16 protein-coding genes are annotated in these 22,165 nt (G+C 40.6%); 5 read left to right on the top strand and 11 right to left on the bottom strand.

Annotated features, from left to right (window positions below):
• Positions 1 to 12: 12 nt before the first annotated feature.
• From AC1EU0_RS01545 to AC1EU0_RS01580, 8 genes are all read right to left on the bottom strand, one after another.
• Entirely contained in the window at positions 13 to 1,230 is a 1,218-nt protein-coding gene (locus AC1EU0_RS01545) for a phosphopentomutase (RefSeq protein WP_480300121.1), read from the bottom strand.
• Position 1,231: 1 nt separating this feature from the next.
• Positions 1,232 to 2,563 (bottom strand): thymidine phosphorylase, encoded by a 1,332-nt coding sequence (deoA, locus tag AC1EU0_RS01550; RefSeq protein WP_480300122.1) that lies wholly within the window; start codon positions 2,561 to 2,563, stop codon positions 1,232 to 1,234.
• Between the two features lie 196 nt (positions 2,564 to 2,759).
• Complete coding sequence (deoC, locus tag AC1EU0_RS01555) at positions 2,760 to 3,533, bottom strand: deoxyribose-phosphate aldolase (RefSeq protein ID WP_480300123.1); 774 nt, start codon at positions 3,531 to 3,533, stop codon at positions 2,760 to 2,762.
• 364 nt (positions 3,534 to 3,897) lie between these two features.
• The gene (locus tag AC1EU0_RS01560; RefSeq protein ID WP_480300124.1) at positions 3,898 to 4,734 is read right to left on the bottom strand and encodes an outer membrane protein OmpK; all 837 of its coding nucleotides are present in this window, start codon (positions 4,732 to 4,734) and stop codon (positions 3,898 to 3,900) included.
• Between the two features lie 299 nt (positions 4,735 to 5,033).
• Positions 5,034 to 6,296 (bottom strand): NupC/NupG family nucleoside CNT transporter, encoded by a 1,263-nt coding sequence (locus tag AC1EU0_RS01565; protein ID WP_480300125.1) that lies wholly within the window; start codon positions 6,294 to 6,296, stop codon positions 5,034 to 5,036.
• 166 nt (positions 6,297 to 6,462) lie between these two features.
• Complete coding sequence (locus tag AC1EU0_RS01570) at positions 6,463 to 7,242, bottom strand: TatD family hydrolase (protein WP_480300126.1); 780 nt, start codon at positions 7,240 to 7,242, stop codon at positions 6,463 to 6,465.
• Between the two features lie 57 nt (positions 7,243 to 7,299).
• Positions 7,300 to 8,883 carry a peptide chain release factor 3 gene (gene prfC, locus AC1EU0_RS01575; protein WP_480300127.1) on the bottom strand — a complete coding sequence of 528 codons (1,584 nt, stop codon included), beginning with the start codon at positions 8,881 to 8,883 and terminating at the stop codon, positions 7,300 to 7,302.
• A 102-nt stretch (positions 8,884 to 8,985) separates the two neighbouring features.
• Positions 8,986 to 11,463, bottom strand: a complete 2,478-nt coding sequence (locus AC1EU0_RS01580) for a hypothetical protein (RefSeq protein WP_480300128.1) — start codon at positions 11,461 to 11,463, stop codon at positions 8,986 to 8,988.
• Positions 11,464 to 11,798: 335 nt separating this feature from the next.
• On the opposite strand from AC1EU0_RS01580, the gene AC1EU0_RS01585 reads away from it, so the two are divergent.
• Both AC1EU0_RS01585 and AC1EU0_RS01590 read left to right on the top strand, forming a co-directional pair.
• Complete coding sequence (locus tag AC1EU0_RS01585) at positions 11,799 to 12,461, top strand: TetR/AcrR family transcriptional regulator (protein WP_480300129.1); 663 nt, start codon at positions 11,799 to 11,801, stop codon at positions 12,459 to 12,461.
• A 141-nt stretch (positions 12,462 to 12,602) separates the two neighbouring features.
• Complete coding sequence (locus AC1EU0_RS01590) at positions 12,603 to 13,388, top strand: hypothetical protein (protein ID WP_480300130.1); 786 nt, start codon at positions 12,603 to 12,605, stop codon at positions 13,386 to 13,388.
• Positions 13,389 to 13,399: 11 nt separating this feature from the next.
• On the opposite strand, the gene nlpI is transcribed toward AC1EU0_RS01590, so the two are convergent.
• The 3 genes from nlpI to pnp form a co-directional block, all read right to left on the bottom strand.
• Positions 13,400 to 14,281 (bottom strand): lipoprotein NlpI, encoded by an 882-nt coding sequence (nlpI, locus tag AC1EU0_RS01595; protein ID WP_480300131.1) that lies wholly within the window; start codon positions 14,279 to 14,281, stop codon positions 13,400 to 13,402.
• Between the two features lie 78 nt (positions 14,282 to 14,359).
• A complete protein-coding gene (locus tag AC1EU0_RS01600) occupies positions 14,360 to 14,941 on the bottom strand; it encodes a TetR/AcrR family transcriptional regulator (protein ID WP_480300132.1) in 582 nt (193 codons plus the stop codon).
• A gap of 366 nt (positions 14,942 to 15,307) precedes the next feature.
• A complete protein-coding gene (gene pnp, locus AC1EU0_RS01605; RefSeq protein ID WP_480300133.1) occupies positions 15,308 to 17,413 on the bottom strand; it encodes a polyribonucleotide nucleotidyltransferase in 2,106 nt (701 codons plus the stop codon).
• A 176-nt stretch (positions 17,414 to 17,589) separates the two neighbouring features.
• On the opposite strand from pnp, the gene AC1EU0_RS01610 reads away from it, so the two are divergent.
• The 3 genes from AC1EU0_RS01610 to metB all read left to right on the top strand — a co-directional run bounded on the left by AC1EU0_RS01610 (position 17,590) and on the right by metB (position 21,983).
• Positions 17,590 to 19,605 carry an EAL domain-containing protein gene (locus AC1EU0_RS01610; RefSeq protein ID WP_480300134.1) on the top strand — a complete coding sequence of 672 codons (2,016 nt, stop codon included), beginning with the start codon at positions 17,590 to 17,592 and terminating at the stop codon, positions 19,603 to 19,605.
• A gap of 148 nt (positions 19,606 to 19,753) precedes the next feature.
• Positions 19,754 to 20,773: a homoserine O-succinyltransferase MetX gene (metX, locus tag AC1EU0_RS01615; protein ID WP_480300135.1), complete on the top strand. Its 1,020-nt coding sequence runs from the start codon at positions 19,754 to 19,756 to the stop codon at positions 20,771 to 20,773.
• Positions 20,763 to 21,983: a cystathionine gamma-synthase gene (metB, locus tag AC1EU0_RS01620; RefSeq protein WP_480300136.1), complete on the top strand. Its 1,221-nt coding sequence runs from the start codon at positions 20,763 to 20,765 to the stop codon at positions 21,981 to 21,983. Before metX ends, metB begins: the two co-directional genes overlap by 11 nt.
• The last annotated feature ends 182 nt before the right edge of the window (positions 21,984 to 22,165 follow it).

Genomic DNA, 22,165 nt, shown 5'->3' on the forward strand with positions numbered 1-22,165 from the left:
ATTCAAATTCTGTTAGCCAACGAAAGATGTACCGTATTCCATTGGCTCTAATTGGTAATAGCTAGCGATAGACTGCCCCATATCGGCAAACGTTTCGCGCCCACCTAAAGAACCCGCGGCTAAACCTGCACCTAATGCTAAAACGGGTATGTGCTCACGAGTATGATCGGTGCCCGGCCAAGTTGGATCGCAACCATGATCGGCGGTCAGTAATAACAGATCATCTTCTTCTAGAATGTCTAGTAACTCTGGTAAACGAGAGTCAAAATATTCAAGTGCACGGGCATAGCCCGCTACGTCACGACGGTGACCATAGTGAGAGTCAAAATCCACAAAGTTAGTGAATACGATTGTACGTTCACCCGCTTGCTTAACTTGCTCTAGCGTTGCATCAAACAGAGCTTCTAAGCCGTTTGCTTTCACTTTTTGAGTGATACCGCAATGAGCGTAAATATCAGCAATCTTACCGACACTCACCACTTCACCGCCTGCTTCTTGAAGCTTTTGCAGTACGGTTTTTGCAGGTGGTTCGATTGAATAGTCACGACGATTACCGGTACGAGCAAAGTTATCAGCATCAGGACCATTAAATGGACGAGCGATAACACGACCAATATTGTATGGCTCTAGCTCTTCACGAACAATTTGACATAACTTGTATAGGTTTTCTAAACCAAACGTATCTTCATGACAAGCGATTTGGAATACTGAGTCAGCTGAGGTATAGAAAATCGGCTGACCGCTTTTCATGTGCTCTTCACCCAGCTCTTCAAGAATCGCAGTACCAGATGCATGGCAGTTACCTAAAAATCCATCTAATCCGGCACGCTCAAGAATCTTATCCGTTAGTTCTTTAGGGAAAGAGTTTTGTTTGTCATGGAAGTAACCCCAATCGAACAATACGGGAACACCCGCGATTTCCCAGTGACCGCTCGGAGTATCTTTACCTGAGCTGATTTCTTTAGCATAACCGTATGAGCCCGTTACAGTGATATCGTCACCAAAACCCATTGGGAACTCACCCGTGCTTTCTTTAGCAGCATGAGCCAAGCCAAGTTTTGCAAGGTTTGGCAGCTTAAGCGGCCCTTCGCGACCTTCGTTAGCGCGACCTTCTGCACACGCTTTGGCGATATGACCAAACGTGTTAGAACCAACATCACCAAACGCTTCAGCATCACCAGCAGCGCCGATGCCGAATGAATCCAGCATTAAAATTACATTACGTTTCATTTTATAAATCCTCTGCGCGAATGGCTTTGTATACTTCAACTTGTTTTTCAGGTCGAGTATCACTTACTTCAATCGCAGCTTTAACCGCAGCAGCGGCTTCTTCAAATCCAGCTTCAGTTTGAGCATGAACCATAGCTAATGGTTTATCTGCATTAATTTCATCGCCTAATGCACAAACTTCTGTTAGCCCTACACTATAGTCTAACGCATCACCCGGTTTACGGCGTCCGCCACCTAACGTCACAACTGACAGACCTAATTCTCGTGTATCCATGCTATGAGCAAAACCAGATTTTTCAGCGTACACAGGACGAATGATTGATGCCTGTGGTAAATATTTATCATACGCTTCGACAAAATCAGCAGGGCCACCTAAACCAGACACCATTCTACCAAATATTTCAGCCGCGCGACCATTATCAAGCACTGCATTCAGTTTTGCTCTAGCTTCTGTCTGAGAATGTGCAAGTCCACCCAATAGCAGCATTTCTTCACACAGTGCCATAGTCACTTGATATAAACGCGGGTTGCGATAACGACCAGTCAAGAAATCAATCGCCTCTTTCACTTCTACTGCATTACCCGCTGAAGATGCAAGCACTTGGTTCATGTCAGTCAAAATAGCTGTAGTCTTAGTTCCAGCACCGTTTGCTACAGCTGTGATACTACGAGCCAACTCTTCCGACGCCTCATACGTAGGCATAAATGCACCAGTACCGACTTTTACGTCCATAACCAAAGATTCCAGACCTGCAGCAAGCTTTTTAGACAAAATGGATGCAGTGATCAATGAAATAGACTCAACGGTTGCCGTATTATCACGAATCGAATAAAAGCGTTTATCAGCAGGCACTAAGTCACCTGTTTGACCAACAATCGCCACGCCAGCTTCTTTTACCACTTTACTTAGCAGTGCATTATCCGCTTCGGTATTGTAACCTGGGATAGCATCAAACTTATCTAAAGTTCCGCCAGTATGACCTAAACCACGTCCAGAAATCATAGGTACATAACCACCACAAGCGGCAACCATTGGACCAAGCATCAAACTGGTTACGTCACCTACACCGCCAGTACTGTGTTTATCAACAATTGGGCCGTCTAAATTTAAAGAGTCCCAGTTCAATACAGTACCTGAATCACGCATTGCAGAAGTAATGGCAACACGTTCATCCATATTCATGTCGTTAAAATAAACTGCCATACCCAGCGCGGCAATTTGCCCCTCGGAAACGGCACCATTAACAATGCCATTAACGAAAAATTGAATTTCTTCTGTGGTTAACGCTTCACCGTTACGCTTCTTACGAATGATTTCTTGTGCTAGAAACATACTGCTACTCCGAAGTATCTTCACCTCTGTTGGAGGCAGATACAAAATGCAAGATTAAAGACAAAATGTAGTAATTTTTCTAAATAGTAACGAAGTTTTATTGGGGCAAAAGGGAGTTAGATCACAGATATACATACCAGCGTCAGCGAATCTGTCATTATGAGATCAAATGACGCTGGTAATTCAGTCTTACTTATTAGTAACCTTGACTTGCCGCTGGCGCGTCAGCAAGTTCAAGAGTATGTAATAGGCTATTTAGCAAGCTTGAAGCACCAAAACGGAAGGTACGTGGCGTGATCCACTCATCACCTAGAATGCTTGCTGCTTTACCTAAAAACTCTGCCGTTTGAGCCGCATCACGAACACCACCAGCAGGCTTGAAACCCACCTTAGTGTTTTTCTCTTTGATCACAGTTAGCATGATCTCAGCCGCTTCAATTGTTGCATTCACAGGTACTTTACCAGTAGAGGTCTTGATGAAATCAGCACCAGCATCGATAGAGATTTCAGATGCTTTGCGAATAAGAGCAGGATCTTTAAGCTCACCTGATTCGATGATCACTTTTAAGATTGCTTTGTCGCCACACGCTTCCTTACATGCTTTTACTAATTCAAAACCAACTTCTTCGTTACCCGCCATTAATGCGCGATATGGGAAAACCACATCTACTTCATCAGCACCGTAAGCAACAGCAGCTTTCGTTTCAGTTACTGCAATTTCCACGTCATCGTTACCATGTGGGAAGTTAGTAACAGTAGCAATTGGCATGTGCTCTGCACCAAGTTCACGGAATGTTTTACGTGCGATAGGAATAAAACGTGGATAAATACAAATAGCCGCCGTATGACCTGCAGCTGTTTGAGACTTTTTACAAAGTTCAATCACTTTTTGATCAGTATCGTCATCGTTTAGCGTTGTAAGGTCCATTAAAGAAATGCCACGTTTTGCAGCCAGTTTTAAGTCAGTCATGTTCTTTCTCCAAACAAAAAATTCGAAAATCACTTAATTCAATTTGATTCAGTTTTGAAAGCAAATGTTGAAGCCGATAATTGGTCAAAACTGAATCTCAGGCAGTTATGCCATCAAAATAGGGTTAAGCATTCAATGTTACTGATCACAGATCAATAACTATCTTGACGGTAACGTCACGACTTGAATCCTTGAAGACCGGAAGAGAAGAAATAACTCAGTTACGAGAGAAATGATGTCCTACTTCCGCGAAAAATCCATCTTAGCGCGAGAAATCTTTATTTAAATTATGATTAATTGAAATAAAGACTTAGAAACTCAAAGGAGCCGCATAGTGCGACTCCAAGCACAATTCTAATTTAAATTAGAAGTTGTATTTAGCAGTGAAGATTACTGCATCATGGTAAATCGAAGTACCTAGCTTTTGATCAGCATAACGGTATTGAACACCAGCAGTAAATTTCTTAGTTGCGTTCCACCATAGTGAAACTGCACCGTTTTGACCAGTACGGCTTAGCTGACGCTTAGCATTGAAACGGAATTGGTCTTCACGTAGGAATTCAGTTTCGTGCCATTGAGTAACAGCGAAGTCTTGACCAGCTAGTTTGAAGTTATAACCTAAAACCCAACCAGCCATTAAGCCATTGTAACCTGCACCAGCAAAACGTTGGTTTTCATAGTGTAGACCTAAGAAAGGCTTCATCCAAAAACCAGAATCAGTGTTGATGTCATAGCTAACACCAAGAACGATATTTTGGTCGAAGAAACCAGTAGAATCGCTTAGGCTATAGATGTGACCGTATGCGTTCCAGTTAGACTTACCGATGTTGTATGCAATAGAACCTTTAGCAGCGATACGGAACGCTTCTGGAGCAGGAACACCAGTACGTACATCTTTACCGTCTACTTTCTTAGTAGCATTCTCTGAGTTATTAATGTTACCTGGGTTTTCAAAGTCTACGAAACCGTAAACATCACCCCAATCGTAACCAGCACCGCCTTCAATTTCTAGATAAACGAAATCATGCTTAGGAGCACCATAGCCTTCTTTGTTAGTGCGGCTTTCAGCTTTAGCAGTCCAGTCTAAGTAGTTAACCGAAGCAGTCATAAAACCGTAGTATTGCTCAGCTTGAGCGGTTCCGGCAGTCATAGCTGCAGCAGCTGCACCAGCGATAGCTAACATTTTAAAGTTTTTCATCATCAACCCCATATTATTTGAGTTCTGCCTATTTTGGCAGTGTTTTTGTTTGCACTTGTATTTTACTAAATTCCGAAAGCATCACCAACGGTTAACAAGCAAAATACAAACATAAAATCCCGAAATGTGAACAATATCTTGTTTTTTTAATTAGCTAGACATGTGATTGTTAGAAGGATGTAAAAAGACATGAGCTTTAGAAAAATAGCTATGTCTTCCTTGAACACAACACAGCCTATTTGAATTTGGTTAGTCAACTCGATTGGAGCAAATGGCGACCCATAGGCCGCCATTATTTGGTATTACAGTGCTAAGAATAGACCTGCAATTGTTGCACTCATAAGGTTAGCTAGAGAACCAGCAACTACCGCACGTAGACCTAAACGAGCAAGGTCGTGACGACGGCTAGGAGCCATTGCACCCAAACCACCTAGTAGAATCGCGATAGAAGATAGGTTAGCGAATCCACATAGAGCGAAAGAGATAATCGCTTTAGTACGGTCAGTCATTGGTAGACCAGTTTCAGCTACAGCTTTAAAGCCTTCAGCAGCAGGGTCTAGCATGTATGGAGCGAAGTTCAAGTAAGCTACGAACTCGTTCACAATCACTTTTTGACCGATGAATGAACCAGCAACGAAAGCTTCGTTCCAAGGTACACCGATTAGGAATGCTAGTGGCATGAACACATAACCTAGGATCATTTCTAGGCTTAGTTGTGGGAAACCGAACCAGCCACCGACACCACCAAGAATACCGTTAGCCATTGCAATCAAACCAACGAATGCGATAAGCATTGCACCAACGTTAAGTGCTAAGTGCATACCAGAAGAAGCACCACCAGCTGCAGCGTCTAGAACGTTAGCAGGCTTGTCTGGATCTTCAGGCAGATCTTCCATGTCATCTTTAACTTCTTCAGTCTCAGGGTGCATCAGTTTAGCCATTAATAGACCACCTGGTGCTGCCATGAACGATGCTGCAACTAAGTACTCAATCGGTACACCCATTTGAGCGTAACCAGCCAATACAGAACCCGCGATTGATGCAAGACCACCAACCATGATAGCGAATAGCTCTGATTGAGACATAGATGCAATGAAAGGACGCACGATAAGTGGTGCTTCAGTTTGACCTACGAAGATGTTTGCAGTTGCAGACATAGACTCAGTACGTGAAGTACCTAGTGCCTTTTGTAGACCACCACCGATGATGCGGATAACCCACTGCATAACACCTAGGTAGTATAATACTGCAATTAGAGACGAGAAGAAGATAATAACTGGCAATACGTTGATTGCGAAGATAAAACCTACTTTGAAGTTAGCAAGATCACCAAATAGGAAACCGATACCATCTTTTGAGTAGCTGATTACGCTAGAAACGCCATCAGATACCGCTTTAAGAATATCTTTACCTACTGGTACGTATAAAACAAAACCACCGAAAGCCGCTTGAATAGCTAACGCACCACCAACGGTACGATAGTTAATTGCTTTCTTGTTGTTTGAAAGTAGGAATGCAATACCTATAAGGACTGCGATACCTACAAGACTCATTAATATATCCATGAACCATCACCCTAAATTGTTAACGTTTTTTATTTTGTTGTTAACCAACCATTTCGAATAGGGATTATACCTAAGCCATAAATAAAAAGCGTTGTATTGATCATATTTTTGAAATCTAACAAAGTGAAAATAACACGTCGTTAACAGCAGCCCAATGACTATGTTTTCACTTAAACCTTTTAGACTCAAAAGCCTGAGCGTGATTTAGCCTTAGCTGTTCTGAAATTAAGGTAACTGATTTAGCTGACAGTTTGCTTAATTTAGAGACAATTTTGGGGATTAAAAGTGGAGAATTTCGAACTTGATCACTATTTTTTGGTAACATTGACGGCGAATCTGTTTCAATTAAGAAGTTTTCTAGCGCAATATCCTTAACAGTTTGATGCAACTTTTTCGCGTCTTCATTCAGCAGTAAACCACCAATTCCAAGCTTAAAACCTAAATTAATGTATCGCTGTGCCAATTGAGGTGAGCCATAAAAGCCGTGGATAACACCACCAAAGCTCGAACCATAATGCTGTAATAGTTCAATAACTTCATCATGAGCTTTTACCGCATGAATAATCAAAGGCTTTCCTAGTTCAACCGCAAGTTGAATTTGCTTTTCGAAGCAATCTAGTTGTTGTAGCCAGTTTCGCTTCCTTATTTTATCTAAGCCTGTTTCCCCTATAGCAACAAAGTTCGGGTTATTCAGGTGACGTTTACACTCTTCCACCAATAACTTTATATCAAAATTTACATCATCAGCCGTAAACCAAGGGTGAACACCAAGAGCAAAAGGACAATTAAACTGAGTCGCAACTTGAATTTGTTTTTTCCAATGAATAGGTGAAATCCCCGGAATAAGCGCTCCACTAATCCCTTGTTGTTTCATTTTTTCAAAAAGCTCTGCCCTGTCACGATCGAAATCATTAAAATCTAGATGGGCATGACTATCCATTAACATTTTCTTCATCCTTTAACAAAAAAGGCCGCAATTGCGACCTTTTAAATATGACACCAATTAATGCTCACGTGTTTTCGCAAACTTGATGTCTGGATAACGTTCCATACTCAAGCTTAAATTCACCATGGTTGGTGCAATGTAAGTCAGGTTATCACCGCCATCGAGTGCAAGGTTTGTACTGCATTTACGACGGAAATCTTCTAGCTTGCGCTCATCATCACAATACACCCAACGAGCCGTCGCTACGCTTACTGATTCATAAATCGCTTCTACGTTGTACTCGGTTTTTAAGCGCCCTACTACCACTTCAAACTGTAGAACACCAACAGCCCCTACAATCAGGTCATTGGTATCAAGTGGACGGAACACCTGCACCGCGCCTTCCTCTGAAAGCTGTACTAACCCCTTAAGCAGCTGCTTTTGCTTTAAAGGATCACGTAATCGAATGCGGCGGAACAATTCAGGCGCGAAATTAGGCACCCCCGTGAAGCGCATAATTTCACCTTGAGTGAAAGTATCACCTATCTTAATCGTTCCGTGGTTGTGTAAACCAATAATATCACCAGGATATGCGGTTTCCGCACGTTCACGATCGCCAGCCATAAAGGTCAACGCATCGCTGACATTAATGTCTTTACCTAAACGCACATGACGCATTTTCATACCTTGACGATATTCACCAGAGCAAACTCTCATAAAGGCAACACGGTCACGGTGCTTGGGATCCATATTGGCCTGAATCTTAAAGACAAAACCTGAAAATTTTTCTTCGTTTGGTTCTACATTGCGCTCTTCTGTTTCACGCGGCTGCGGGATTGGCGCCCATTCAACAATGCCATCAAGAATGTGATCAACACCAAAATTGCCCAGCGCCGTACCAAAATACACGGGGGTCATTTCGCCTTTTAAGAAAGCATCATGATCAAACTCTGGGCAAGCACCAACAACTAACTCCAGTTCATCACGTAAATCTTCAGCGTAAGAGCCAATGGCTTCATCAAGCTCTGGATTATCTAAGCCTTTGATCACGACTGAATCTTGAATGGTATGCCCCATACCCGTTTGATAAAGCACGGTTTCATCACGCAGAATATGGTAAATCCCTTTGAACTCTTTACCACAGCCTATAGGCCAAGTGATTGGTGAACATGAAATTTTCAGTACGTCTTCAACTTCGTCCATCAATTCGATAGGATCACGAATATCACGGTCAAGCTTGTTCATAAAGGTGACAATTGGCGTATCACGTAAACGAGTTACTTCCATTAATTTAATGGTTCGTTCCTCTACACCTTTCGCCGAGTCAATCACCATTAGGCATGAATCTACCGCCGTTAAAGTACGATAAGTATCTTCCGAGAAGTCTTCGTGACCTGGGGTATCAAGCAGGTTTACCAAAGCATCAGCATATGGAAATTGCATTACCGAGGTAGTGATCGAAATACCACGGTCTTTTTCCATTTCCATCCAGTCAGATTTTGCATGCTGACCTGACTTTTTACCTTTAACGGTTCCTGCTTTTTGTAACGCCTGTCCGAACAGCAATACTTTTTCTGTAATGGTGGTTTTACCCGCATCTGGGTGAGAGATGATCGCAAAAGTGCGACGTTTAGAGACTTGCTCTGGCACTGACATCGACATGAATTATTTCTTCTTTGGCAATTTGAAATTTTGCGCGTATTTTCGCTGAAATTAGCTAATGAAACAATCAAAGCCTAATTTTTTGTTTGTAAATGTGCCTTATTAGGCACAGCTAACCTCAATAAAACCACTAACCTCGTTTTGATGGATGTGTTTAGGCAGCTCGTCTAAACGCCATCTTAACGATGAACTCACTTCATGTTGAAACTCATTATACTCTATGAGTAACTCGAAACATTGCTCTAGATTTTTATTGGTTGACAGCAACTCAGTTTTGGGATGAGTAATAAGACCTAAAATAACTCCCTGTAACTTGGGTGATTTAGAGTTCTTTTTGTAATGACGAAGTGCATGATGAAGAGGGGTATCTTGTCGTGAATTCTTTAAATTCGCTTTTACCGTTTGCTGATTAAGCACTAATAGCATAATAGGTATTCTTAGGTAATTAATCGCTAAGAAGAGGGGCGATGGAATTAAACCGCAGTAATACTTGTCAGCCGTAACGGTCTGACTTAGAAATAGCGATCTTAAAATCTCAGTGGCATTGCTTTCGATACAATGGCTAAGCAAATCAGACTTATACCCCAAATTTTTTCCATATTCACTTTGTTTAATTCCGTTTTTGATATAATTATCGAATAAAGTTTTTTTGGCCTTTAACCGCTCAAAGCCAATCAAGTCGTCTTCTTTAATTGTGTGATTAATTAACTGATTAAAATTATATACAGTGAGATTGTCGAAACAACCTAAAAGCTCCAATTCAGACCAGTTACAAAATGATTGCTCAACTTCATCATCCGATAAGAAGCCACCTAGCTTTAAGTTCACAATTGTAGATGTTCTGCAACGCTCTTGCGTATCAAGTAGACAATAAAATTGCTCACAAAACTTAATACTAAAACCTCTCTTTTGAGGAGAGCATTGCAAGAGAGTAGCGATTCGTTCTTTAATTAATGGTTTTTCTTCAATTAACAGTTGCAACTTTTCGATAACCAAACAAGTTGGCAGCCGTTTCTCGCAACTCAAAACTTGATTAGTACTTAAAAAGTTTAAAACTTCATCAAATGATTGAGCACTGGCTATTGTTAGTTCAAAAAGATGATTAACGGCTTCATCAGAAAGATCTTGCAAGTTAACTCGTTGCACGTCAGCCATCATCACGGCTCGAGAGGCATAATTTTCCTGTATCCAAAAATAACTTCCCTCGGGAGTAAATTTAAACAAGGTATTAGGTTTTGAACGCAACGTAACCGTCTCTTCCATCCCAATAGGGATCTTTTCGAAGGCTCTTGCTGTTGTAGCGAGAAGGTTTAGCTTGATCTCAGCAATAGAAATGGCACAAGGATAATTGGCATCTAGTATATCGGCTTCAGTGCATATCTTTCGTTCTTCGGCAATAATGCGAAGAGGTCCACAAAGCTGTATAAACAACTCACGAGGTAAAGAGTTAGCTTTCGCTATTTGCATTTGAGCAACAGCATCGGTACTAAAATATTCTAATGGAATGTAGACACAATCTTGCCAACGAGGGTCATCGACAACAATTTGATTTAACCTTTTCAATACCGCATCTTTGTTTTGAATATCTAATTGTGTGAGTTTACGATTCAAATCTTCTAATGAGCCAAACTGCTTGGACCAAAATTTATCTATTAATAACGGGGTTACTGATTCATCGCTAATTTGCAGCAACTCTGCTTTTAACTTGTCTTGCGTGGATGCCGTTAGTTCAGACAAACATACCCAATCCGCTCTCAATACTTGATAATCAGACAGTACGGTAATAAGTTCTTTAGTCAGTTGTTCAAAAACATATTTTGTTAAATATATGGGATGAAACGCGGCCTCAACTTTTTGTTCGAAGCCAGTTAGATAGGAATATCTAAAACCGATCTGGGTATCCGTATTTTCAAACTTGGGAACATTAAATCTTTCGGAAAAATGGTTAACTAAGCCATGTTCAATATGAATCTGACTATGGGCTAAATTATCTACTGAATCGCTATCTTTAAACCCACACAAATGCTCCCTAGCCACAGCTATCATAACTTCACGTTTATGCAGCTGTAATGTCTCTAAGGTAAAGTTACTCTCTAATAATGTCGCGTTACGTATACTCTGAACAGTTTCTTGAATACCTGACATGCATTTATCCAATGCATGTATTAACTCTCCAAGCAGTCGTACTTTCTCATCTTCAGGAAGCTCGTCTGATTCTAGTTCATCAATAGCTAGGTGAAATTCATCAGTAAAACTGGAAAAAGCAATTTCTCGATATTGCGCAGCAGTTAAATTTACTGCCTTTTCGTCATCATCAATTTCGAAAAGATATTTCCAAAATAATTTTTGAGCTGATTCAAAATTAGACAAGCCGAATTCACGCGATAATGTTCTTAAACGCTCGACATCCTGCTTATACTGCGTTTTTAACCCTTCGAAGCCACTCGTCTGACGATAACGGTTTAAATCGCCATGTTCATTCCGTGAATACAAAACCACCTCAAGCTGAACATTTTCTTTTTCAGAGGGCGTATATTGATCATCAATATTGGTATTAGCATCAACTGCATCGACACACATATAAACCTCCATCAACCTTTTAAGGTCTTAAGCCAGCTTAACCACGTAAAATCCTGACTTTGCTTTATGGTTTAGTGCAGTTTGAATTGCATAAATCTAGAAAGTTCAAAAATCAATCAAAAGTTAATGTAACTGTAATTTATTTGAAATACATACCGCTAATCCCCACTCTTATAGATTAGTTTTATTACTCGAAAATAATATGTAAACATAAATTAACCGCAGCACTGTAGATAAAAATTTAAGGTTTATGTTGTAACATAATAATATTATTGATTTAGTTATACAGAACTAAGGCTAAATTAAATAATGAAAACGAGCTTGAGGGGTTAAAAATGAAAACAAGAGAAATGGTCATCCATGCAAGCTTAGAGCTGTTTAATGAGCATGGCGAACGTACAATTACCACCAACCATATTGCAGCGCATATAGGGATTAGTCCGGGAAATTTGTACTATCACTTCGCAAATAAGCAAGATATTATTCAAGAGATCTTCACTTTATTTGAAAATCATATTAATAAAAATATTAAGCCGTCTGTAGAAAAAGAGTTCCATACTGGCTCTATCATGGCTTATTTAGACGCCGCTTTTGAAGCCTTATGGAAATTCCGCTTTTTCTACGTCAATCTACACGACATTTTGCTCAAAGATGATCAATTGAAAAAGCGCTATCTGAAACTGCAGCAAAGCACGACTCATTCTATTAGTCAGATATTGCAGCAAATGGTGAATTCCGGATTACTCTGTATACCAGCGGGAGATGTCGAGCGACTTGCAGACACCGTTAGAATTCTAATGGGCTCATGGATTGGTCACAAATTGGTTCAATCTAATCAAAAAGAAATTAAACCATCAGAGCTTTTTGATGGCATGTCCCGCATGATTTTAATAATAAAACCCTATGCTACTGAAGCTTCTTCAGCCATGTTTTCGCAAATGGAGTCTCGTTATCAATCATTAATCGGGGAAGATGGGGCTGCTCTGAACGCCATTTAGCAAAGTTGGCTACATGTTGATTTAAAAAATAGAACAGCACATTCAATCTACAACGCAATAGAGGACTCATAAGTCCTCTATTTCATCCCTATTTTCAAACTTTGTCTATACTGTTGATAAAACGTATACAGAGTCAGGCAAATGTCACAATTATCTATTTCAAACAATGCATCCCGTCAAGTAAACATTAATTTAGAAGCATTCAAAAAACCGAGTGTCGACGGTCAAGGCGCTGAATCTGGAGTTACAGAAACAAGTTTTACGTCCAAAAACCCTGTTAAACAACTTATCCAGCATATTTGGAATGGAATTAGATCAATTGGAACTGGCATTTCGATAAATGACGTTGAAAAAAAATTAACCCAAATATCTAACGCAACAAGCTATGGCGAATTGAATGCTTTGACCGATGAGCTAAATAGTATGTATGAAAGTGAACAACAACATTTTTACCTTAAGGTTGTTGAAGATCCCGCAAGGGGCGTTTCGTATATGCAATGCCATGCCAGACTAGATAATGGAGAAGAACTTCCAATCTCAAACCCAGTTTCATTTAAACCCGTAAATGATTGGCACCAAGGAGACCAATACGAGCAGCTCAAAGAAGATTTTTGCAATAACTGGATACCTAAAGCTTCTGCTGATGTTAAAAACCAAGTGCGTAATGCATTAGATGTTTTAGCCTTAACAAAAGAAGAAGCCATAGACCAGCGTGACAGTGCCGTTAGGCAGATTGAGGAATTAGTTGCTGAACATGGGTTTCATTATAACCAATTTGCTTTTGAAGTCCTTGATAGAAAACCGCATAACAGTCAAGACAGTTTTGTTTTCGATAGCAATGCTGGATTACAATATAACTTACGCCTAAAGCCGGGCGCTAACTCGATAGTTCTTCACCACCCCATAAATAGATTTAAAGCGAGCTAGAGTAGCTATCGCTACTCAAACTCTCCCTCAAGTCTTGATAGCTCTAGCCCTGCAAAGCGATATTCGACAAAGTCATAAACGTCTGTGGCAAGGGCTAACCTAAATAATTGAGTAGCGGCTTCGAGATGTCCTTGGTGCAAAGCTTGCTGAGCGATATAAAAATACGCTTCACATAGATGCTCCGTGTATTCACGTCGCTGATCTTTGGAATCAAGGTATTCATTGGCCTTACTTACTAATTTATCTGCACTTAGGTTACCAAGTAAATACTCAGCTATTTGAGTGGACCACAACCCCTTATCCAGTTTCGAAACCCTTTGAGTCAGTTCTGTTTTCGCTTTTTCAGGGTTAAACTTACGATGCGCTAAATAAAGCCAAATTGAACGGTACGCATCGTCAGGTGCTTTTGAATAGAAAGTGGTGAGATCATCTTTGGAAAGTTCAAATCGGCCTGCATAATATAAAGCAATACCACGATTTAAATATGCATACTCATAGTTAGGGGCTAACTCAAGGACTGAATCAAAAGCATCATACGCACTGTCAAAGTCACCCTCTAACGTCGAGTAAATACCAAGAAAATTATACGCATCTGCCAAACGAGGATTTAAATTCAACGCTTGCCTAAAGTCATAACGGGCAGAAAGCTGTAATCCCATGCGGTCATAAATCACCCCACGCTCATACATAAATCGAGCACGTTGCTCATCCGTTAGCTTAGCACGAGCAAGAATATCCGAACTTTTAAGCAGGTTTAACTCATCTTGATAGAGATGAGTAGCAGGCTCAACCAATAAACGGTCGGGATAATGAGGGGCTGAGGGAGTGGATATGCAACCAGAAAGTAAAAAAACTGCCGCCGCAATTTTAAGAATACGCCAATAAACAATCATTTATATTAAAGCCTTTAAAAAGTACGGAAACCGCTTAATCATACCAATCCAAGTCATAAACGGCTATCACGAATTTGTCTATGCCGCTAAACTTTCACAGAGCCGCTTCGAACTTCGAATGAGTTTTTCTGTTACCTCATTGAGATCCAGTAATAGCATCGATTTGGAAGTTAAGTAATTAGAATAAATTCCATAACAAACCAGCTCGATATCATTTAAATTTGCTTGAGGATACTCAGAAGTTATGATTTGGCGGCAATGATTTATGAATTCAGCCATATTTTGCTCTTGATGCTGTTTGACCTGCTCCAAGCGCTTAGATTCAGAAAATAATTCATGGCTGATAATATTGTCTTTATTATCCTCTGGTGAGCTAAAATTAAACAAAATCTCTAACAAAGCATCAACGGCAGCAGTTTTAGGAAGATGAGAAAGTACTTGTTGCCACTGTTCAGAATAAATATCTCGCCAACGCTCACTCAATGCGGAAATAATTTGATCTCGATTACCTATATAGTGACGTAATATGGTGCGCTTCACTCCAGCGGTTTCGGCAATGTTTTCTAAAGACGTGTCCTGAAGTCCTCGCTCAATAATACATATCTCAAGTGCATCAAGGATTTCTGCTCGCCTCTGCTCCACCATACTGGGTCTTGCCATTATCGCCTCTATTTTGTTACTTATTGTGTTTAATTGTCATTTTTTTAAGTTATCCATTTACCAGAGCTCTATGTAACAAAATTCAAATCTTATAAGGTATTTTCACTTGTAATACCTAAATAGAGCTAAAGGTTAAGTTATCACACTCAAAAAAATTAACAAATATTGTACATTTATATATGGAATTTGTGCTTATGTTGCAATCATAATATATTTTCATAATGAAAACATACTAAGACAGACAATTTTATTGAATTATCTCACAAAAGGTAAAACGATTAACCTTTTATGGTTATAAATCTATTTTATAACCATAAAAAAAGGGAGCTAAAAAGCTCCCTCATATTTACTATCTAAAAAAACAGATTATTCAGCCGCTGGCGCTTCTGCTTTAACTACTGCTTCTTTGATAGATAGACGTACGCGACCTTGACGATCCACTTCCATCACTTTCACGTCCACTTCCTGACCTACTGCTAGGTGATCAGATACGTTAGCGACACGCTCTTCACTGATTTGTGAAATGTGTACTAGACCATCTTTACCTGGAAGGATGTTTACGAACGCACCGAAATCAACGATACGGTTGATCTTACCTTTGTAGATACGACCTACTTCAACTTCTGAAGTCAGTTCTTCAATACGGCGGATCGCTTCACGCGTTGAGTCACCGTCAGAAGAAGCAATACGCACTGTACCGTCATCATCAAGTTCAATCGTAGTACCCGTCTCTTCAGTAAGCGCACGGATGGTTGCACCACCTTTACCGATAACATCACGGATCTTCTCTGGGTTGATCTTGATGCTAGTGATACGAGGAGCGTGATCAGAAATATCATCACGGTGAGAGCCGATTGCACTGTCCATCACGTTCAAGATGTGGATACGAGCACCCATGGCTTGCTGTAGAGCAATGTCCATGATCTCTTTGGTGATACCTTCGATCTTGATGTCCATTTGAAGTGCAGTAATACCACCACGAGTACCTGCTACTTTAAAGTCCATGTCACCTAAGTGATCTTCATCACCTAGAATGTCAGAAAGAACCACAAAGTCATCGCCTTCTTTAACCAGACCCATTGCGATACCCGCAACTGATGCCTTGATTGGTACACCAGCATCCATCAATGCTAGAGAAGTACCACAAACTGAAGCCATAGAGCTTGAACCGTTAGATTCAGTGATTTCAGAAACGATACGAACTGAATATGGGAATTCAGTTTCACTTGGCATAACCGCGTTGATACCACGCCATGCTAGCTTACCATGGCCGATTTCACGACGCTTAGGTGAGCCTACCATGCCTGTTTCACCAACAGAATATGGAGGGAAGTTATAGTGCAGCATGAAGCGATTAACTCTTTCGCCCATGATGCCGTCAATCTTCTGTGCGTCGCGCTCTGTACCTAGAGTAGCGGCAACTAAAGCCTGAGTTTCACCACGAGTGAAGATTGCAGAGCCGTGAGTACGTGGAAGTACACCAGCTTGAACATTTAGCGCACGAACCATATCAGGCTCACGACCATCAATACGCGGCTCACCACGAATGATGCGACCACGAACAACGTTCTTCTCTAGGCTACCAAGCAAACCTTCAACTTCAGACACATCAATGTCTTCGTTTTCAGCAACTAGCTTCTCAACAGCAGCAGATTTTACAGCCGCTACTGCGTCACGACGCTCTTGCTTATCAACCACTTGGTAAGCTGCGCCCATACCCTCTTCAGCTAAGTCTTTGATTTTAGCAACAAGGTCTTGATCTTTTTCTTCTGCAGTCCAACCCCAAGCCGGCTTGCCCGCTTCAGCTTTGAACTCTTCAATGGCGCTTACAACAACTTGTTGCTGATCGTGACCATAAACTACTGCACCTAGCATGATTTCTTCTGGTAAAGCTTGCGCTTCAGATTCAACCATCAATACTGCTGATTGAGTACCAGCAACGATTAGGTCAAGCTGGCTCTCAGGCATTTGATCTACGTTAGGGTTTAGGATGTACTCACTGCCGGTATAACCAACACGTGCTGCACCTAATGGACCATTAAATGGAATGCCAGAAATCGCTAATGCTGCTGAAGTACCAATCATCGAAATGATGTCTGGCTCAATTTGAGGATCAACTGAAACAACAGTGATGATCACTTGAACTTCGTTCTTAAACCCATTAGGGAATAGAGGACGGATCGGACGGTCAATCAAACGTGCAATCAGAGTTTCGTCTTCAGATGGACGACCTTCACGCTTGAAGAAACCGCCAGGGATCTTACCTGCTGCGTATGCTTTTTCTTGATAGTTTACAGTTAATGGGAAAAAATCACGCCCTGGATCAGCTTGTTTTTTACCTACTACAGTAACTAAAACAGTGGTGTCGCCCATGCTTGCCAACACAGCAGCGTCAGCTTGACGTGCAATCACTCCGGTTTCTAGAGTTACGGTGTGTTGACCGTATTCAAAACTCTTTACAATTGGATTCACTTGACCAATTCCTTAATTAATTATCTTAAATTTCGCTCAGCATTATACGTTAACAACCGTCATTAGATAAAGCGTCTATACTTCACAAACATCATTATCACAAATATTTCATGTATAAATGTGCTAACAAACGGATTTTGTAAGCTCAAAAAAATCATAGAGGATTGAATTCAGGGATGAAATTAAGCTTTAGTTCTCTCACGTTAAAGCAAACGTTTTTAGTATCTATCACGGTATTTTGTTTTGCCGTGGCACTGCTCTTTATCGAGTTTATTTCGGTGGTACATGCTGAAAAACGCCACCTAAAACAACAGAGTGCTACGCTTTTTCATTCGTTACAACAAACAGCAAAAGCGTCCCCTCTTACAGACAATATACTGTTATCAGAGCAATTATTAGAACAAAGCTTTAATCTGCCATGGGTACAGGATATTAGTCTTGAGCTCAGAGCTACTGGTCATTTGCTGTCTGCAGCTAAGCCTCTAGATTCAGATGACAGCATTTGGTTAAATCTCAGCCAATGGTTCTTTCAAAATCAGCAAGATGTCACTCACTTGCTTTATAAAAATAGTCAGCAACCTTTCGCTAGAATCAGCTTAAAATACGATCTAAAAGATATTAGCCAAACACTTCAAAGCCACTTTACTCGAACCTTTATATTTACCTTAGTCTGCACGCTCATTCTCACGATTTTATTGACTGGTGTGTTTCATTTATTTCTAACGAAACCCATTCTCACTTTGAGTCAAGCCATAGATAAGATTACTCCCGACTCCCCTAAAAATAATTTATTACCCCGAATCCCTTTCCACAACAATAATGAGTTGGCTGGAGTGGTAACTAAGTTTAATCAAATATTGATCCAGTTTGATATGGCACAACTCAAGCTTCGAAAAATGGCGACCAAAGATGCGCTGACGAGTTTACCTAACCGAATACTGTTACTTGAAACCATGAATTTGAACATTCAGCGTTCAAGCCAACAAAAACGAAGTTTCGCCTTGTTTTACATTGATTTAGATAGATTTAAAAATATCAACGACTCGTTAGGTCATCAACTTGGCGATCGCTATCTAACACGCATAGCTCGTGTTTTAAAGCGAGTTGTTGGTGAAAAAGGCACCGTTGCACGCCTTGGTGGTGATGAGTTTGCCATTATTGCTAACGAGCCTCAAACGCTTCCCCAAGCAGGGGAATTTGCGCGGACTTTAATTAAAGAGATCAAAAAGCCGCTATATCTCAATGAACATAAACTTCATCCCAATGCCTCTGTGGGCATTGCCCTATACCCTGACGATGGCCATAACGCTGATGATTTGATCCGTCATGCAGAAATCGCCATGTACAGTGCAAAAAAGCAAGGGCTAGGAAACTGGGAGTTTTTCAATAAACGTATGACGGAAAAAGCTATCGCTCACCTACGCATTGAAGCCGAACTCCATAATGCTATTCGAAATGATGATTTATGCTTATTTTTTCAGCCTAAAATCGAATTAGCCACAGGAATGATAAAAGGCTCAGAAGCTTTGATCCGTTGGCAAAAAGACGACAAGATCATTTCTCCAGGTGAGTTTATCCCAGTAGCTGAAGAATCTGAACTAATCGTAAGCTTGGGAAAATGGGTGATTAATAAAACCTGTGAAACACTAAGAAAATGGTGTGACGAGTTTAATCAGGTTCCCTCAATTGCAATTAATATCGCAGCAAAACACTTTATTGATCCTAAGTTTGTAGAACAGCTCAAAAGCACCGTCAACAGCTATTTTCTCGATCCAGCCCTTATCGAAATCGAAATCACTGAAAGCTCTTTTATCCATGATATTCAATTAGCCATCGATGTTACTGAGCAACTTAGAAAGTCCGGTTTTAAAGTCTCAATTGATGACTTTGGAACAGGTTATTCATCGTTATCGTACCTGAAAGTGTTACCTATCAACACGCTTAAAATCGATCGCGCCTTTATTGAAGGGCTACCCGATAACGATGCGATTGCTTCCACCATTGTTATGCTTGGTAAGCAAATGGATTTAGAAATTGTCGCGGAAGGAATCGATGAGAAAAAGCAGCTGACATGGTTAAAAGATCATGGCTGCTCTTTAGGTCAAGGGTACTTGTTCAGCCGACCATTATCACAAGATGAATTTGAAAAACAATACCTTGAACCAGAGCAAACCATACTAGAAATTGAATGATACTAAAGCTTCAAGACAAGTTTTTTAGAAACCGCATTTTTACCCACCCGAATTTAGCCATCCACACACCTTGACACCTTAACGTCTTGATGTTTATTATTTATCCAGAAAGGAGAATTTTTGTTCGTATCTTCATAGGGATAAAAAGATGACAGTTGCTGCAATACCTGCTTTATCTGAGACATCAGTACAGCTAAAAACGAGAGCCGAATTAGTATTACCTGCCAAGCTTCCCTTGTTTCATGGTGGCTGTATCAGTCACGGCCAGCTTTCATATTATTTACGCGGCCCAAAAGGTGCGCCTATTATCATTGTGCTAGGAGGCATTTCTTCTAGTAAAGAGACGGAAAAGTGGTGGCCAGAAATAGTAGGTGATGGATTAGCTATAGATACAGATCGATTCCAAGTTCTCAGTATTGATTTTCTCGGTGGCAACCATAATTCGAGCACTCCCGATAGTGAGCAAGCTTCCACTCAAGCAGCTGCTGTTGATACCCGAGATCAAGCTAATGTCCTTAACCTACTACTTGAACATTTAAACATTGAAGCTGTACATTGCTTTGTTGGTGCCTCGTATGGCGGCATGATAGCTCTCGCCTTTGCAGAATTATTTCCTGAAAAAGTAAATCAACTTTGTATTTTATGTGCCGCTCATAAAAGCAGTAATTTAGGCATTGCTTGGCGTTCAATTCAACGTCAAATAATCCAGCTTGGTGCAGATACCAATCAGAAACATCAAGCTATCGCACTCGCGCGATCGCTAGCAATGACCACCTATCGCTCATTCATAGAATTTGAACACCGATTCTCCACAGCACCAGAACTTATTGATGATCAATTTCATTTTCCTGTTAATGGCTATCTAAACGTCAAAGGAGAATCATTTAAGCAAGGTTTCTGTTGTCGAGCTTATCTTTGTTTATCTGAATCTATTGATCTTCACAATGTAAAACCACAATACATATCAACGCCAATTACCTGCATCAGTTTTGATACCGACCAGTTAGTTCCGTCTTCCTTGATGCAAAGTCTGGCTGACAACAGCGACACAAATAGCCAGTACTACCAACTTACCACTTTGTATGGTCATGATGGTTTTCTTAAAGAAACTCAGGCCATAACTCCTATCATTCAACGTACTCTAGAGCTCGATAGCCATGTCCAATAAAAACGAACAACCTATATATACCAATACTCAAACCACCGCAGTTCGCTCAGGTTTAGATACGGATACGGCTCACGGTGCCGTTATGCCTCCGATTTATTTGTCTAGCAACTTTAGCTTTGAGTCTTTTAATCAACCAAGAAAATACGATTACACTCGTTCAGGCAATCCTACACGTGATCTTCTTGCTGAAGCACTCGCTGAATTAGAAGGAGGTCATGGTGCGGTGATCACACCAACGGGTATGGCTGCAGTACATTTAGTTCTTCAACTATTGCGTCCTGAAGATACGCTGGTTGTGCCACACGACTGCTATGGTGGTAGCTACCGTTTATTTGAAAATGCCGCGAAACGTGGTTTATTTAAACTCAGCATTGTCGATCAAAATGATCTTCAAGCTTTGAAACAGGCACTAGAATCCCAACCAAGTGTTGTGTGGGTAGAAACACCGAGTAATCCTCTTTTGCGTATTTATGACATTAAAGCCATTTGTCAGCAAGCTCATCAGGCTGGAGCCTTAGTGGCGGTTGATAACACCTTTTTAACTCCGTTATGGCAAAAACCTTTTGATTTAGGTGCTGATATCGTCATTCACTCAACCACTAAATACATTAACGGCCATAGTGATGTTGTTGGGGGGGCCGTTATCGCAAAAACACAAACTCTCCATGAACAACTAGCTTGGTGGGCAAATTGTATAGGCGCGACTGCTGCGCCATTTGATAGCTATATGACTTTACGTGGTGTGAGAACATTGCATGCTCGTCTTCAGGTTCACGAGCAAAATACAAAAAAAATAGTGAGTTACCTTAGCAATCACTCTGCTATTTCAAAAGTGTATCACCCTAGTTTATCGAGTCACCCAGGCCATACACTTGCAGCTGAGCAACAGTCAGGTTTCGGGGCCATGTTAAGTGTTGAGTTAGATTTAGGTGATGACTCACATCACTATCCACAACTGCTAAATCACTTTTTCAGCTCATTACGCATGTTTACTCTCGCTGAGTCCCTTGGTGGTGTTGAAAGCTTAGTCTGCCATCCAGCTACTATGACACATGCAGGGATCAGCGAAGAAGCCAGAGCAACTGCAGGCATTTCTGCTTCACTACTACGATTCTCTATTGGGATTGAGCATAGTGAAGATCTCCTCAGTGACTTCTCAGTAGCCCTTGAGTCTCTCATCACTCTCCGCCAACAACTAGCCAGAAAATAGTACTCTCCCTATTTATATTTATTAGAAGTTGGGGTGAACCCTTTTTTGAATAATTAATCAATAAAACCGAAAAAATCATCACCGAGCATTGACAGTGCAAATATTATTCAATAGATTAAACAAAAGAGCATCTAGACATCTAAATGTCTATTTAAAATTAATAATTCTAATGATAAATAACT

Source organism: Parashewanella sp. 2210YD4-3 (genome assembly GCF_056591735.1).

Coding starts and splice junctions, on each gene's coding strand:
- prfC (WP_480300127.1), bottom strand. CDS start 8,883: ATGTCGATGTCAGTGCCAGAGCAAGTCTCTAAACGTCGCACTTTTGCG.
- AC1EU0_RS01580 (WP_480300128.1), bottom strand. CDS start 11,463: ATGTGTGTCGATGCAGTTGATGCTAATACCAATATTGATGATCAATAT.
- deoC (WP_480300123.1), bottom strand. CDS start 3,533: ATGACTGACTTAAAACTGGCTGCAAAACGTGGCATTTCTTTAATGGAC.
- AC1EU0_RS01600 (WP_480300132.1), bottom strand. CDS start 14,941: ATGGCAAGACCCAGTATGGTGGAGCAGAGGCGAGCAGAAATCCTTGAT.
- metB (WP_480300136.1), top strand. CDS start 20,763: ATGTCCAATAAAAACGAACAACCTATATATACCAATACTCAAACCACC.
- AC1EU0_RS01560 (WP_480300124.1), bottom strand. CDS start 4,734: ATGATGAAAAACTTTAAAATGTTAGCTATCGCTGGTGCAGCTGCTGCA.
- nlpI (WP_480300131.1), bottom strand. CDS start 14,281: ATGATTGTTTATTGGCGTATTCTTAAAATTGCGGCGGCAGTTTTTTTA.
- metX (WP_480300135.1), top strand. CDS start 19,754: ATGACAGTTGCTGCAATACCTGCTTTATCTGAGACATCAGTACAGCTA.
- AC1EU0_RS01565 (WP_480300125.1), bottom strand. CDS start 6,296: ATGGATATATTAATGAGTCTTGTAGGTATCGCAGTCCTTATAGGTATT.
- AC1EU0_RS01610 (WP_480300134.1), top strand. CDS start 17,590: ATGAAATTAAGCTTTAGTTCTCTCACGTTAAAGCAAACGTTTTTAGTA.
- AC1EU0_RS01585 (WP_480300129.1), top strand. CDS start 11,799: ATGAAAACAAGAGAAATGGTCATCCATGCAAGCTTAGAGCTGTTTAAT.
- deoA (WP_480300122.1), bottom strand. CDS start 2,563: ATGTTTCTAGCACAAGAAATCATTCGTAAGAAGCGTAACGGTGAAGCG.
- AC1EU0_RS01570 (WP_480300126.1), bottom strand. CDS start 7,242: ATGTTAATGGATAGTCATGCCCATCTAGATTTTAATGATTTCGATCGT.
- AC1EU0_RS01590 (WP_480300130.1), top strand. CDS start 12,603: ATGTCACAATTATCTATTTCAAACAATGCATCCCGTCAAGTAAACATT.
- AC1EU0_RS01545 (WP_480300121.1), bottom strand. CDS start 1,230: ATGAAACGTAATGTAATTTTAATGCTGGATTCATTCGGCATCGGCGCT.